Below are 13019 nucleotides of genomic sequence, written 5' to 3'. Positions count from 1 at the left end.
CCGACCCCGCAGCGGCACACCGCTCCCAACGCCCCCACGCCCCCACGCTCCCACGCTCCCAACGCTCGATCACTTTCGGGGCGATTATCGCCAACGCTCCCTCACCCAGGTGAGGGAGCGTTGGCGATAATCGCCCCGAATCTGCGGGAGCGTCTGAAGGGTGGGGGTCAGGCCAGCGTCTGCCTCCTCGTCATGGGCAGCTTGCCCCTGGTCAGCACCCATGCCGCGGCCGCCCCGAAGAGGGGCACAAGAATCACCAGCGCCCCCATCTGCAGCCACGGCAGCACGACGGGGAAACCGCGTTGCAGGGACAGCACGACGACGGTCGGCACGGCCCCGGCGAACAGGCCCAGGACTGCGCCAAGCAGCGCCGTCATGAGGGTCTGGGAACCTGCAAAGGCCTTCCGAAGCCGGGTGTCGGCGCCAATGCTGGCCAAGGTGGCGTGGTCGTTGCGGCCGTCGGCGAGCGCCAGGCCGGCCGTGATGCCGGCGGCACTGAGCGTGACCAGGGCGCCGCCGCCGACGATGAGCCACAGGATGAGCCCAATGGGGGTGTCGAGTCCCCGCTCTTGGTAGAAGTGGCTGTATCCGCCATAGAACGGTGCCAATGCCGCGTTGACCTTGTCATTTTCGGCCTGGCTGAGCAATTTCGGGGGTGAGACCAGCATGTATTTCTCGCTGACCGGCAGCTTCAGCCTGGACGCGGTCTCCGGAGACACCACGCCGTAGAAGCCAATGTTCTTCTCTGGCGCGTCCACCATGGCCGGCAATGTTTGGGCTGTCAGCGGCTTGTACACGGTGCGCAGATACTGGTGGCCGGTGCTCCCCGGGCCCATGGTGTAACTGGGTTGGTCGTGCGCGTCGTGGCTGATGATCGTGGCGGTGCCGTCCTCGGACAGGTAGATCTCGTTGGTCAGCACCATGCCGCCGTCGTGCAGCATCGCCCGCGCCTCCGGGCTGGGTGCCCTTCCCAAGAGGGCGTTGAGCTCCGCCTCGCCGCCGACGACTATTGGCGGGAGTCCATAGCCGTAGTTGGGCTGGCTCATGGATCCCTTGCACCGCCAGTCGTCGAGGTTGGCCGGCAGGTAGTCCGCGGCGAGCGCGCAACGGTTGGCGGGCGGCTCTGCCAAGTCCCAGTCAATGCACGTGGCCCCCTTGTCCCCGGCTGCCATGTCTTCATAGCAACCATCCGAGCGTTGGACGCCCTTCAGGACGAGTGTTCGCGTTTCCGGGCCCATCTCCTCCACGACGGCTTTCGCCAGAAGACCGGCGTCCACCTTGACCGGGACCGGGGCCATTGGTGTGGCGGAGGCAGTGCCCGGCACTGGGCCATCAGTCGGCTTGAGGTATTCCAATTGCAGGGACGTCTGGTTCTGGTTGTACTGCCACAAGTGCTCGTCGTTCATTTTTTGGGTCATGCTGGCGACGCCCACGATGAGTGCGCCGGCCAAGGTGGCGGCGGCCAGCACGGACGCCACGGCAGGTACCGTCCGGCCGCGGTTGCGGGCCGCGTCCCGTGCCGCCAGCCTCAACGGCACGGGCAACCAGCCAGTGTGCGTCGTCAGGACGGCAATGATCCTGCCGGTAAGGAAAATCAGGCCGGCCACCAAAAGGACTGCTCCGGCAATGATGAGGCCGCCGATGAGCGGGAACAGCTCATGCGATTTCACCGATCCACGGACCAGAAACGCAACAATGCCTGCGGCAACCATGGCCAGTGCCGACAGAAGCAGCAGGCCGGCGCCAATGCGCGGTGTCCACTTGGACGGGACATCCGCCGTGCGCCCTGACTTCAGCGCGGCCAGCGTCGCTTGTTTGGCCACGGCCCGCGCCGGGACCATGGCTGCCACGAGGCCTGCGGCCACGCCCAAAAGGACCAGGCCGACGGCGGGCAGCCACATCAGGTGCAGGCCGGGGAAAATGGCCAGGCCCTTGGTCCGCATCACGAGCACGGTGGCCACCGCGGCCACTGTGCCCAGCACGGCTCCACTGGCGCCTCCGGCCAGGCCCATCCACAGGCCGCCGGCCGTGACCGTGGTGCGGAGCATGCTCCCTTCCGCGCCCGAGGCTGCCAGCAGGGCCAGGTCACGTTGCTGCTTCCGGGCGCCCACGGCGAAGGCCGCACCGGCCAGCAGCCCGACTTCAAGAAGCGCCAGGACACCGATGAGCGCGCCCACGAGTGCATAGCCGGCAATCATTCCTTGGCGCCCGTTGTCATACTGGAACTGCGCGTCCGCCCCGAGTTCGACCTTGCCCGGCGGGTGAAGGATCAGGTCCCGGGACGTGAGCATGACGCCCTTGGCATTGAGGCCCTTGGCGTCGGCCCAGGCCAGCGGCCTCTCGCCCACCAGGTAAGGAATTGCTTCAGAGGCATTCGCCATGACGGCGGCGGGGACCTGGCCGGGCTGCAGGAACACCGTGGACTGCCCGTCTCCCTGGCGCTCGACACGCAAGGTGCCGACCAACTCAAAGGTGCCGGCCGACGTCGTCAGTTTTTCGCCGAGGTGCAGGCCGAAGCGCTTGAGCAGCCCGGGCGTTCCCAGGGCTTCACCGGCGGCGGATGGCGCCCGCCCTTCCAACAGCGTGTATTTGCCCTTGAATGCGGGGTTCAGGGCGTCCGTTACGACGACGTCGAGGGCCACGTGGGCCTTGCCGACAGGGGACGAAAGGTTGACCGTTTGCCAGGGGATGGTCGTGAACCCGGCAGGTACGGCGTCGATCGGGGCGGCCGGCACGAAATTGGGGTCAGCATCACCGTCGCCGCCCCAGCTCCCGGACAGGTCACCCTCGACGGTCTGGACCGCGTGGGAATTTTGTGCGTGCAGAGCGCTCAGTCGGCCCTGCGTCTGACCAAGTTCCATGGCGACGGTTTCGGCGGGCGTGGCCACCATGGACATCCCGGCCGTGGCCGCGAACGACAACCCGAAGATGGGCAGGGCGATCAACGCGACAATCAGCGCCGAGCGGCCCTTGTGCCGGCGGATGTCCCGCCACGCCATGGTCAGCGCCAGCCGAAGGCGCGGCTTTCGGCCCCCCTTGACGGGGGTCAGGTCCAGCGCCACCTCAGTGCGCCGAACCGGTCAGCAGCACCGACGGGTCGTGCTGGGAGGCGGCCTCGTCCACGATGCGCCCGTCCTTCAGGAACACCACGCGGTCCGCCCAGCCGGCATGCCTGGCCTCGTGCGTGACCAGCACGACGGCGGCACCGGCGTCGGCCCGTCCCCGCAGCACCTCCAGGATGCCGTCCCCGGTGGCCGAGTCCAGCGCCCCGGTGGGCTCGTCGGCCAGGATCAGCCGGCGCTGGCCCACGATGGCGCGGGCTATCGCCACGCGCTGCTGCTGGCCGCCGGACATCTGGTCCATGAACCTGTCAGCCAGGTCCTCGATGCCGACCAGGCGCAGCGCGTCGTTCGCCTGGCGGCGGGCCTTGCGTGCCGCGATGCCGTCCAGTTCCCGCGGAAGGGACACGTTTTCGGCCGCCGTCAGCGTGGGCACCAGGTTGAAGTCCTGGAACACGTATCCCACGGCGCGGCGCCGGAGCCGCGCGAGTTCGTTGATGCTCAACCCGCCCAGCGGCGTGCCCTCCACGAAGATCTCGCCACCGGTGGCCTTGTCCAGACCGCCCGCGAGCGTCAGCAGCGACGACTTGCCGGAGCCCGAGGGGCCCATGACGGCCACGAACTCCCCGGCGTTGACGGTCAGGTTCACGTTGCGCAGCGCCGCGACGGCCGTGGCGCCCTCGCCGTAGGTGCGGCTGACGCCTTCCAGCTGGAGGACCTCGCTGCTCATCGGGACACCGCCGGCGTGTGGGTTTCGGAGGCCGCGGCACCGGCCGGCCGGGCCGCCGACGTGCGGGTGCCGGCACCGCGCTTGGCCATCCAGCCCTCGCAGTGGTCCAGCCAGCGCACCTCTGCCTCTGCGGAGAAGATCAGGGAGTCCAGCACCAGCAGCCAGGCGTCGTCACGGCCGCCGGTTCCGGCGGAGCCGGGGCCCGCCGCGGTTGCGGCGCCACGGCGCTGGCGGGTGTAGTCCTGCAGCTGGCGCATCGAGGCGGTCCGCTGGGCCTGCACGACGGCGGTGACGTCAACGCCGTCAAGCGTCAGGGCGAGCGCCAGCTTGATGGCGAGCTCGTTGCGCGGCGGGTTGGCCTGGGCCACTGGCTGCGCGAACCAGCCCATCACCTCGGCGCGCCCTGCGGCAGTGATGCTGTAGACCACGTGGCCCTCGCCGTCGTCCCCTTCTTTTTTCACAAGGGCGTCCCGCTCCAGCCGGTCCAGGGTGGTGTAGACCTGCCCGATGTTCAGCGGCCAGGTGGCGCCCGTCCGCTCCTCAAACTCCCCGCGCAGCTGGTAGCCGTAGCGCGGCCCCTCCTGCAGCAGGGCCAACAGTGAATGCCTGATTGACATGTGAGACTCCCCAAGTTTGGCGCGGGCGCCCCCAATGGCCGGCCGCGACAACGGCATACATACCGCGTATGGCTAACTTTAGCTACGGGGTATGCAATGCGCAAGGGGTCGCTGCCGGGGCTAGTCCCGGGAATTCATGGGGGTTCGGCCTGACGGCCCGATCTCAGGCGTTGCGGGCCGATTCGATAGTGCACATAACGCGGGCTGCCGCCACCCTCGGGAATCGATGGCGCAGATAATGCGGGCTCAAGATGGTCCAACCCGCAGGAGCTGCACCACCGAATATGGCAGGTCGCAGAAGCTGCACCACCGATCTGTACGGGGCTACAGCGTGAGCAGCACCTTTCCCACGTGGGAGCCGGAATCGAAGTATTCGTGCGCCGCGGCGGCCTGCGCGAACGGAAAGGTCTTGTCCACGATGGTCTTGACGGCACCGGAGGCCACCAGCGGCCACACGTTGCTGCGCACGCCCTCCATGATGGTCGATTTTTCCTCCACCGGACGGCCACGCAGCGTGGTGCCGATGATGGCGGCGCGCTTGGCGAGGAGCACGCCCAGGTCCAGTTCCGCCGTCGTTCCCCCTTGCAGACCGATCACCACCAGGCGGCCGTACAGCGCCAGGGCGGAGAGGTTTTGGGCCAGGTACTTTGCGCCGACGACGTCGAGGATCACGTTGGCGCCCCGGCCGTCAGTGTGCTCCCTGACCAGTTCCACAAAGTCTTGGGTGCGGTAGTTGATGGCCGCGTCGGCACCGAGCCAGCCGGTGAGCATGGCGGCCTTCTCGTCGCTGCCGGCCGTGGCGATCACCCGGGCGCCGGCGGACTTGGCGAGCTGGACGGCCATCACTCCGATGCCTCCCGTGCCCCCGTGGACCAGCACGGTCTCTCCTGGCTGCAGCTGGGCGGTCATGAAGAGGTTGGAGTACACGGTGGCGGCAACCTCCGGCAGGGACGCCGCGGTGACCACGTCAACACCGTCCGGGAGCCGGAGCACCTGCCCGGCCGGGACCGCCACCTGCTGCGCGTACCCGCCGCCGGAAAGCAGGGCGACCACCTTGTCCCCGATGGAAAACGGCCGCGTGACGTTGGTGCCGAAGCCGGCGATCCGCCCCGAGACCTCCAGGCCCAGGATGTCCGAGGCGCCGGGCGGCGGCGGGTAGAAGCCGCGGCGCTGCTGGACGTCGGCCCGGTTGATGCCGGCGGCGACGACGTCGATGAGCACCTCGCCCGGTCCGGGGACCGGTGCGGGCACATCCGCCAGGGTCAATACTTCCGGGCCGCCGGCCTGCGGTGCGACTATCGCCTTCATGACTTTCTCCACTTGCTTGGTCCACTGACAAAAACTGTGTTCGAGGGGCGGGCCGCTTTGGTGGCGCCGCCCTGCTTATGAAACACTACTAGCGTAGGGAAGGTTGTCCGAGCGGCCGATGGAGCTGGTCTTGAAAACCAGTGTGCGGTGACCCCGTACCGCGAGTTCGAATCTCGCACCTTCCGCGCAGAAAATAAGGAAAGCGGCCCCGTCACCGGTGCCGCTTTCCTTATTTTCCTGCATCCCACCAGCCCGGCTGAAGTGCCGCTTGCTACTTGGAGACCTTGCCCATCAGGGATGCAACGGGCCGCAGGAAGATCGGCCGGGCCAGGAAGCACGCACCGACCATGGCGGCCAGGGAAACCGCAAAGATGCCAAAGCCCAGCCATCCGGCGTCCTGGCGTGCGGCAAACATGTGGTTCAGGTTCGCCAGCACGCCCGTGGTGAGCACCAGCGCCACGTGCATGATCACGAAGCCCGTGAAGAACACCATGACGGGGAAGTGGATCTTGCGGGCCACCTCAATGGGGTAGGCCTTCTCCAGCGCCGCGTTGCCCTTGGGCCAGGCCGGGCTCATGCGGACACCCGTGATGGCGGCCAGCGGCGCAGCGATGAACACCACGGCAAAGTACGCGAGGACCTGCAGGGCGTTGTAATAGGCCCAGCCGTTCTCCACCGGCCAGTTCAGCGACGCATATTGCAGGCCGGCGCTCAGGGCGTTGGGAATGATGTCCCAGCTGGTGGGCACGATGCGCATCCAGGCACCCGTGGCGAACAACAGCACCACAAAGACGGCGCCGTTGAGCAGCCACAGCACGTCAATGCTCAGGTGGAACCACAGTTCCAGGCTGATCTTGGCCGGCGTGCCCTTCGTCTTCAGCAGCCCCGTGTTTTTCCGCGTCCAGTACGCCTTGGGCCGGGCCGTGGTGCGCACCTGCCAGCCCGAACGGATGATGAGCACCAGGAAGAACGCGTTGAGGAAGTGTTGCCAGCCGAGCCATGCGGGAATGCCCACGGGCGCGTTTGCGGGCAGTTCGCTGTGCCCGGGGTACCGGAGCAGGAAGTCCTGGACAGGCTCCAGCCCGCGGGCCCAGCGGGCGGCCAGCACGACGGCGGCCAGCGCCACCACCGCGATGGCGACCCACTTGAGCAGTCCCGCCCAACGCCTTGGTTCGCCCTGGGATCGGGGTTTGGGCTTCGTCAGCAGCGACACGTCACAGCCTCCCTACACGCCCGCGGGCACGCCGGTGCGGGCTGCAATGGCTTCCCGCAGCTGGGGCAGGACCGTGAACAGGTCCCCGACGATGCCGAAGTCGGCGATGTCGAAGATCGGCGCGTCGGCGTCCTGGTTGATGGCCACGATCCGCCTGGCCGTCTGCATGCCGGCCCGGTGCTGGATGGCGCCGGAGATGCCCACGGCGAGGTACAGCTCGGGCGAGACGCTGACACCTGTCTGGCCGACCTGGCAGCTCTGGGGAACGTAACCGGCGTCGACCGCCGCCCGGGAGGCCCCCAGACCGGCCCCTAGCGTGTCGGCCAGTTCCTCCACCAGCACAAAGTTTTCCTTCGAGCCCAGGCCGCGTCCGCCGGAAACGACAATTTTGGCCGACCGCAGCTCCGGGCGCTCCGATGCGGCGGCGGCAACTTCGGATCTGGTGATGGCGGCGGCGCCCTGCGTGGGGACCTCCAGCCGGCGCACCTCCACCACAGGCGCGGCAACGGCCGGCGCGGGCTCGGCGCCGCTGGAGGAGACGGTGACCAGCGGAATGCCGGCGCCAACGCCGGATTCGGTCACGTAGTTTCCGCCAAACACCGAATGGCTGGCCACGATCCGGCCGCCGTCGTTCGTGACACCCACGGCGTCGACGACCACCGGGTTGCCGGTGCGGGCTGCCAGTCGCCCCATGACCTCGCGCGCCGTCGGGCTCGTGGAGGCCAGCACGGCGGCCGGGGCATGGCTGGCGATGGCGCCGGCCAGCGCCGCCACCGCCGCCGCGGCCACGTGGCTGGTTGACGCAGGGCTCTCCCCGACCACGACCGCCCCGGCCCCCAAGGCCCCCAGTTCCCTGACCAGTTCCTCTGAGGCACCTGCGGGTGCGGCCACGACGGCGACGGGCTCGCCCAGGCGTGCAGCCAGGCTGAGCAGGTGGGCGGTGCTGGAGCGCAGCGATCCGTCCGCTGCCACCTCAATGTTGACAAGAATGTTGCTCATGGCGGGCAGTCCTTTCAGATCAGGTTTTCGGCGCTGAGGTAGGCGGCGAGTTGTGTGGCGGCCGTTCCGTCGTCGACCACCTTGATCCCCACGGTTCGGGCGGGTCTGCGGCTGGAGGCCAGCACGACGTTGCCGTCGGCGTGGCGGGCGGCCGAAAGTCCCACGGCCGCGGCCGTGACCACGGCGACCGGCTTTCGCTTGGCGGTCATGATGCCCTTGAATTTCGGGAAGCGCGCCTCAGCGGAGGCTTCGGTGATGGAGATGACGGCCGGCAGGCCGGCGGCGAGTTCCTGGAGGCTCTCAGAGTCCTGCCGCTGCCCGGATACCGCGCCGGCGCTGATGGCAACGGTGTCCAGGGAACCCAGGAAGGGGTGGCCGAGGAGTTCGGCAACCATGGCCGGCACCACCCCGCCGCGGCCGTCTGTGGATTCATTGCCGGCGACGACCAGGTCAAAGTTTCCGCCCTGCAGGGCGCCCGCCAGCGCCGCAGCCGTGGCCGGGGCGTCGGCGCCCGCGAAGGCGTCGTCAACGAGGTGGATGGCCGAATCGGCGCCCATGGACAACGCCTTGCGCAGCGCTTCCATGGCCGTCCCGGGACCCATGGTGACGGCAACAATTTCCACCGACTTGTCGGCGTCCTTCTCGCGCAGGGCAATTTCCAGTGCGCGTTCGGTGATTTCGTCGGCAACCCGATCGGCGGATGCACGGTCCACGGCGCCTTTCGCCGTGAGGTGTCGGTCTTCCCCCGTGTCGGGGACCTGCTTGATGAGAACTGCAATCTTCATGGGTGTTCCTCCGGCTGGGGCGGCGCTAGGCCGCGGACGTCTCAAGGTCGTGGTTGGTTTCGCCTGTTTCGCCGGCCCTTTGCGCATAGGTGCCGCGGTCAAGGACCACGGCGTCCCCGACCCGAACCTGGAACACGGCGCCGGTTTCGGTCTTCCAGATGCTGGTGGTCAGCTCGTCGCCGGGCACCACGGGCGAGGCGAAGCGGACGCTGAGCGATCCGAAGTTGTCCGGGTCGGACCCGGCCACGTGTTCCAGGACCGCCCGGCCGGCAAAGCCCATGGTGCACAGGCCGTGGAGGATGGGCTTGTCGAATCCCACCATCCGGGCCAGCTGCGGGTCCGAATGCAGCGGGTTCCTGTCGCCGTTGAGACGGTAGAGCAGGGCCTGGTCAAGGGCGGTTCGCTCAACGACGGTGACATCGGCGGGACGCTCGGGCGCGTCCCATGTTTCGGCGGTGCCCTGTGGGCCGCCAAAGCCGCCCTCGCCGCGGATGATCATGGTGGTCACGCTCGTGGCCACCGGTTCGCGGGTCTGTGCATCCAGCAGTTCGGTGCTGAGCTCGATGACAGCGTGCTTGCCCTTGTCATGGACGGCACTCATGCCGCTGACCGGAATGACGGTGCCGCTGCTGTCCAGCGAACGGTGCAGCGTGATCCGCTGTCCGCCGTGCAGGATCTGTGAGAGCTTGAAATCGCCCAGCTCGTCCATGGGCCCGGCCGACGAGCCGAGCAGCACGGCAAACGTGGGCAGGACCTTTTGGGCAATGCCGCGCGAGTTTTCCGTCGTAAAGGCCAGGTCCTTCTTCTGGTCACCGGCGCCGGCACCGACACTGAGCGCGTACAGCAGCGCATCCTTCGACGTCCAGGAGAAGGGCTCGCCCTCGCTCATTTTCCCTATGTTGTGCATGTGGATCGCCACAGCCCTGCTCCTTTCACGGGGACGGACCCCTGTGATTCAGATGACCACCCGGTGGTGGCGCGGATCACTACGTCTTAAATACTATAACGAGATTCTAGTTCTTGTCTATGGCCAGGACGGGTCGCTTCTCCGCTGTGCGGCTCTGGCCGGACGGACGCGCGCGCCCCAAGGCGACCTGCCGGTCCCTGGAAGGGAGGGCCGGCAGGTCGCCTTGGGGCGCAACATGCAGGGGGTCTGTCAGTCGGCGGCCATCACCGGGACTCCCGGCGGTGTGCCACGCCGGTTTGCCCGCTCCTGCGCGGTTTCCGGCGTCCACTGCACTGGATGGCGCTTCAGGAACAGGGCAACCCCAACGGCCAGGACCGCGAACACGAGGACAAAGGCAAAGCTGGCGCTGATGCCCCCCTGCGCCACGATGGTGGTCCTGGGGTCCTGGTAGCTGGCAAGGATGATGGCGCCGACGGCAGTGGCCGTGGACTGGCCGATGTTGCGGACCATCGTGTTGGTGCCGGCCGTTTCCGAGGTGTGGGATTCCGGGATGGCTTCGATGAGCACATTGGGCAGCGCCCCGAAGGTCAGCGAGATGCCGATGCCGTTCAGGGTCATGGCCAGGCAGAACACCACCACGTTCCCGTAGCTGAGAAGGATCATGGGAATGACCGCCGCCATGAGGGCCAGCCCGCCGATGAAGACGGTGCGTGCCCCGAAACGCAAGGCCACCTTGCCCCCCAGCGGCGAGAACAGGTAGCCGACAACAGCGGTCAGGGCGCTGAAGATGCCCGCTGCCGCAGGGGTGAAGCCGAGGCCAAAGCCCAGGGCCGTCGGATACTGCAGGACCATCTGGGTGGGGACAGACATGCCGCCAAGGGGGCCGATGGAAGCGAAAATGGAGGCCGTCATGACGAGGGCGATCTGACGGTTCTTGAACATCCTCAGGTTCACAATGGGAGACTCAACGTGCAGTTCCCACCAAACCCACACGGCCGCGACGACGATGCCGCCGGCGATCAGGCCAAGAAACTCACCGGATCCAAAGCCCGTCTTCGAGACGCCGGAAAGTGCCAGCAGGATGGCGCTGACGGCAATCGGCAGCAAGACGGCGCCAAGGTAGTCGGGCTTCTCCTGGCCCGGGACCAGGGTGTCGCGCGGAATGACGGCCATGACGGCCACCGCGGCCACCCCGGCAAGCACTGCGGAAAAGATGAAGATCAGGTGCCAGGAAGCCACCTGGATCATGAACCCGGCAATGAACGCCCCTCCTGCACCTGCAATCAAGGCCGAGGCGCCGATCATGGCGACGCCCACGGGGATGCGTTCCTTGTCCAGGTGTTCACGGGCCAGGCCAAGGGCCAGGCTCATCAGGGCACCGGCCGTGCCCTGGATCGCGCGGCCCAGGATGACCATGCCCAGGCTGCCGCCGATCAGGGAGACCAGCGAGCCCACGCCCGCGATCATCAGGACGATGATCATGACCTTCCGCCGGCCGTACATGTCGCCAAAGCGCCCGCCCATGACGCCGGCGGAAGCGGAAACCAACAGGTAGGCCGTGACGACCCAGGCGACCGTGCCGGCATCAACGTGGAATTCCTTGATCAGCGTGGGCAGGGTCACGTACATCATGGACAGCTCAAAGGCCGAGACAATTTCGGCCAGGATGAGCACTGTCACCACGGCGGCAAATCCGGGTCGCTTGAGGCTTTGAAGGGTTCCGGAATTCCGGAGGTTAGCTGAAGACATCATTGTCCAGACTTTCGTTTGGGTGCAGAAAAGAAAGTGATTACGCCCCACACGGGTTGGGCAACGGGCGGTAAAACAAACGATCTTTGGGCTCGGCAGGCACTCGAGGGTGTTGAGGGCCCCAATCCCCCGGGGTGCCGCTGAAATGGGCGGCACCCCCGGTCTTGAAACGCTGTCCGGCGTGGCTAGCCGTTCCCGTAGGCGACGGACTTGGTCCAGAAGAACTCCTCCAGCCCCTCCAGGCCGCCCTCATTTCCGGTCCCGGAATGGCCGATCCCGCCAAATGGGCGTTCGGCGACGGCGTTGGGTGCGCCGTTGACCACCACTTCGCCGGTTTCCAGCTGCTCGACCAGCCGGACCGCCCTGCGGGCGTCCGACGTCCAGATACAGCCTGAGAGGCCGTAGTCGGTGTCATTGGCCAGGAACAGGGCGTGGGCCTCGTCCGTGAACCGCGTGACGGCCAGGACGGGGCCGAAGACCTCCTTTTGGGCCAGTTCGCTGGCAGGATCGACGTCGGCCATGACCGTTGGCGGGTAGTAGAACCCCGCGGCCAGGTCGCCAGCCAGCCGGGCGCCGCCGGTGACCACCCGTGCGCCGTCGTTTTGGGCCTGTGCCACCATGGCCTCAATGCGGTCGATGGCACCCTGGTTGATCACGGGCCCGCAGACGGTGTCGGGCTCCTGCGGGTGGCCCACCTTGAAGGACCCGGCGATGGCGGCAACCTTGGCCACGAACTCGTCATGGATGGAGTCTTCCACCAGCAGGCGCGTGGGCAGGGCACAGGCCTGGCCTGTCATGATGCCAAAGGCCATGAACGCCGCATGCAGGGCCGCGGCGTCAAGGTCGGCGTCGGCAAAGACCAGGTTCGCCGACTTGCCGCCCAGCTCCAACACCACGGGCTTGAAAGTTTCGGCGCAGGCCGCGGTGATCTTCCGTGCGGTCTCGGGGCCGCCCGTGAACGTCACCTTCTTCACCAGGGGGTGCGCAACGAGCACGGCACCGGCCTCGGCGCCTCCCGTGACCACGTTGAAGACGCCGTCGGGGATGCCGGCCTCGCGGACCAGGTCGGCGAAGAGCATGGCGCTGAACGGTGTCAATTCACTCGGCTTGACCACCACGGTGTTTCCTGCCGCCAGTGCCGCCGGCACCTTCATGGCCAGCGACATCAACGGTGCGTTCCAGGTGATGACCACCCCGATCACCCCGTAGGGCTGGCGCAGGGTGTGGCCGAAGGAGCCGCCGGCTCCCGCCACGGAGGTGACCCGGCCCAGGGGCAGCTTGTCCGCCCAGCCGCCGTAATAGCGGATCCATTCGGCCGCCGCACCCACCATGGCGCCGGCGGTGGCCTGTGGCGTGCCGTTGTCGGCGGTCGCCAGCGCGGCGAATTCCTCCGTGTGCCCCTCCACGAGGCGGGCCAATTCCAGCAGCGCCCGTGCACGTGTCCCCGCCCGTGTCGCCTTCCACACGGCAAAGGCCTGGTGGGCGGCGTGGACGGCTTCATCGACGTCGTCGACGCCGGCCATCGGGACCGGGGCGTCGAAGGCGCCGGTGGCCGGGTTGACGTGGTGGTGGACGCCCGCGCCGGATGTCCGCGATGCGGCGCCGATGCGCAGGGAGACCTCGGGCAGCGCGCTTTCGGTGGCGAGACCCAT

General features: G+C 67.7%; 10 protein-coding genes and 1 tRNA gene. 1 reads left to right on the top strand and 10 read right to left on the bottom strand.

The genetic code is table 11. From position 1 onward, the window contains the following. Positions 1-167: 167 nt before the first annotated feature. The 4 genes from DMB86_RS04815 to DMB86_RS04800 form a co-directional block, all read right to left on the bottom strand. A complete protein-coding gene (locus tag DMB86_RS04815; protein WP_129545466.1) occupies positions 168-2999 on the bottom strand; it encodes an ABC transporter permease family protein in 2832 nt (943 codons plus the stop codon). Positions 3000-3063: 64 nt separating this feature from the next. Next, on the bottom strand, positions 3064-3789 hold the full coding sequence (locus tag DMB86_RS04810; RefSeq protein ID WP_113716790.1) for an ABC transporter ATP-binding protein: 726 nt from the start codon (positions 3787-3789) through the stop codon (positions 3064-3066). Next, the gene (locus tag DMB86_RS04805; RefSeq protein ID WP_113716789.1) at positions 3786-4406 is read right to left on the bottom strand and encodes a PadR family transcriptional regulator; all 621 of its coding nucleotides are present in this window, start codon (positions 4404-4406) and stop codon (positions 3786-3788) included. The genes DMB86_RS04810 and DMB86_RS04805 overlap by 4 nt, the downstream gene beginning before the upstream one ends. A gap of 324 nt (positions 4407-4730) precedes the next feature. Next, a complete protein-coding gene (locus tag DMB86_RS04800) occupies positions 4731-5714 on the bottom strand; it encodes an NAD(P)H-quinone oxidoreductase (protein WP_113716788.1) in 984 nt (327 codons plus the stop codon). Positions 5715-5811: 97 nt separating this feature from the next. Between DMB86_RS04800 and DMB86_RS04795 the strand changes: the two genes are divergently transcribed. Then, positions 5812-5899 (top strand) — tRNA-Ser (locus DMB86_RS04795). Positions 5900-5985: 86 nt separating this feature from the next. Here the strand turns inward: DMB86_RS04795 and DMB86_RS04790 are convergent. From DMB86_RS04790 to DMB86_RS04765, 6 genes are all read right to left on the bottom strand, one after another. Further along, positions 5986-6867 carry a cytochrome b/b6 domain-containing protein gene (locus tag DMB86_RS04790; RefSeq protein WP_113719339.1) on the bottom strand — a complete coding sequence of 294 codons (882 nt, stop codon included), beginning with the start codon at positions 6865-6867 and terminating at the stop codon, positions 5986-5988. A gap of 72 nt (positions 6868-6939) precedes the next feature. Continuing rightward, positions 6940-7926 carry an electron transfer flavoprotein subunit alpha/FixB family protein gene (locus tag DMB86_RS04785; RefSeq protein ID WP_113716787.1) on the bottom strand — a complete coding sequence of 329 codons (987 nt, stop codon included), beginning with the start codon at positions 7924-7926 and terminating at the stop codon, positions 6940-6942. A 14-nt stretch (positions 7927-7940) separates the two neighbouring features. Next, complete coding sequence (locus tag DMB86_RS04780; RefSeq protein ID WP_113716786.1) at positions 7941-8711, bottom strand: electron transfer flavoprotein subunit beta/FixA family protein; 771 nt, start codon at positions 8709-8711, stop codon at positions 7941-7943. Positions 8712-8736: 25 nt separating this feature from the next. Beyond that, complete coding sequence (locus tag DMB86_RS04775) at positions 8737-9600, bottom strand: MaoC family dehydratase (RefSeq protein WP_171814365.1); 864 nt, start codon at positions 9598-9600, stop codon at positions 8737-8739. A gap of 267 nt (positions 9601-9867) precedes the next feature. Further along, positions 9868-11370, bottom strand: a complete 1503-nt coding sequence (locus tag DMB86_RS04770; protein WP_113716784.1) for an MFS transporter — start codon at positions 11368-11370, stop codon at positions 9868-9870. A 182-nt stretch (positions 11371-11552) separates the two neighbouring features. Then, positions 11553-13019 carry an aldehyde dehydrogenase family protein gene (locus DMB86_RS04765; protein WP_113716783.1) on the bottom strand — a complete coding sequence of 489 codons (1467 nt, stop codon included), beginning with the start codon at positions 13017-13019 and terminating at the stop codon, positions 11553-11555.

It is taken from the genome of Arthrobacter dokdonellae (assembly GCF_003268655.1).
Taxonomy (GTDB): domain Bacteria; phylum Actinomycetota; class Actinomycetes; order Actinomycetales; family Micrococcaceae; genus Specibacter; species Specibacter dokdonellae.
The sequence above is the reverse complement of the archived record's forward strand: the minus strand, read 5'-3'. Positions and strand labels throughout refer to the sequence as shown.

Coding starts and splice junctions, on each gene's coding strand:
- DMB86_RS04815 (WP_129545466.1), bottom strand. CDS start 2,999: ATGGCGTGGCGGGACATCCGCCGGCACAAGGGCCGCTCGGCGCTGATT.
- DMB86_RS04810 (WP_113716790.1), bottom strand. CDS start 3,789: ATGAGCAGCGAGGTCCTCCAGCTGGAAGGCGTCAGCCGCACCTACGGC.
- DMB86_RS04805 (WP_113716789.1), bottom strand. CDS start 4,406: ATGTCAATCAGGCATTCACTGTTGGCCCTGCTGCAGGAGGGGCCGCGC.
- DMB86_RS04800 (WP_113716788.1), bottom strand. CDS start 5,714: ATGAAGGCGATAGTCGCACCGCAGGCCGGCGGCCCGGAAGTATTGACC.
- DMB86_RS04785 (WP_113716787.1), bottom strand. CDS start 7,926: ATGAGCAACATTCTTGTCAACATTGAGGTGGCAGCGGACGGATCGCTG.
- DMB86_RS04780 (WP_113716786.1), bottom strand. CDS start 8,711: ATGAAGATTGCAGTTCTCATCAAGCAGGTCCCCGACACGGGGGAAGAC.
- DMB86_RS04775 (WP_171814365.1), bottom strand. CDS start 9,600: ATGAGCGAGGGCGAGCCCTTCTCCTGGACGTCGAAGGATGCGCTGCTG.
- DMB86_RS04770 (WP_113716784.1), bottom strand. CDS start 11,370: ATGATGTCTTCAGCTAACCTCCGGAATTCCGGAACCCTTCAAAGCCTC.
- DMB86_RS04765 (WP_113716783.1), bottom strand. CDS start 13,019: ATGGGTCTCGCCACCGAAAGCGCGCTGCCCGAGGTCTCCCTGCGCATC.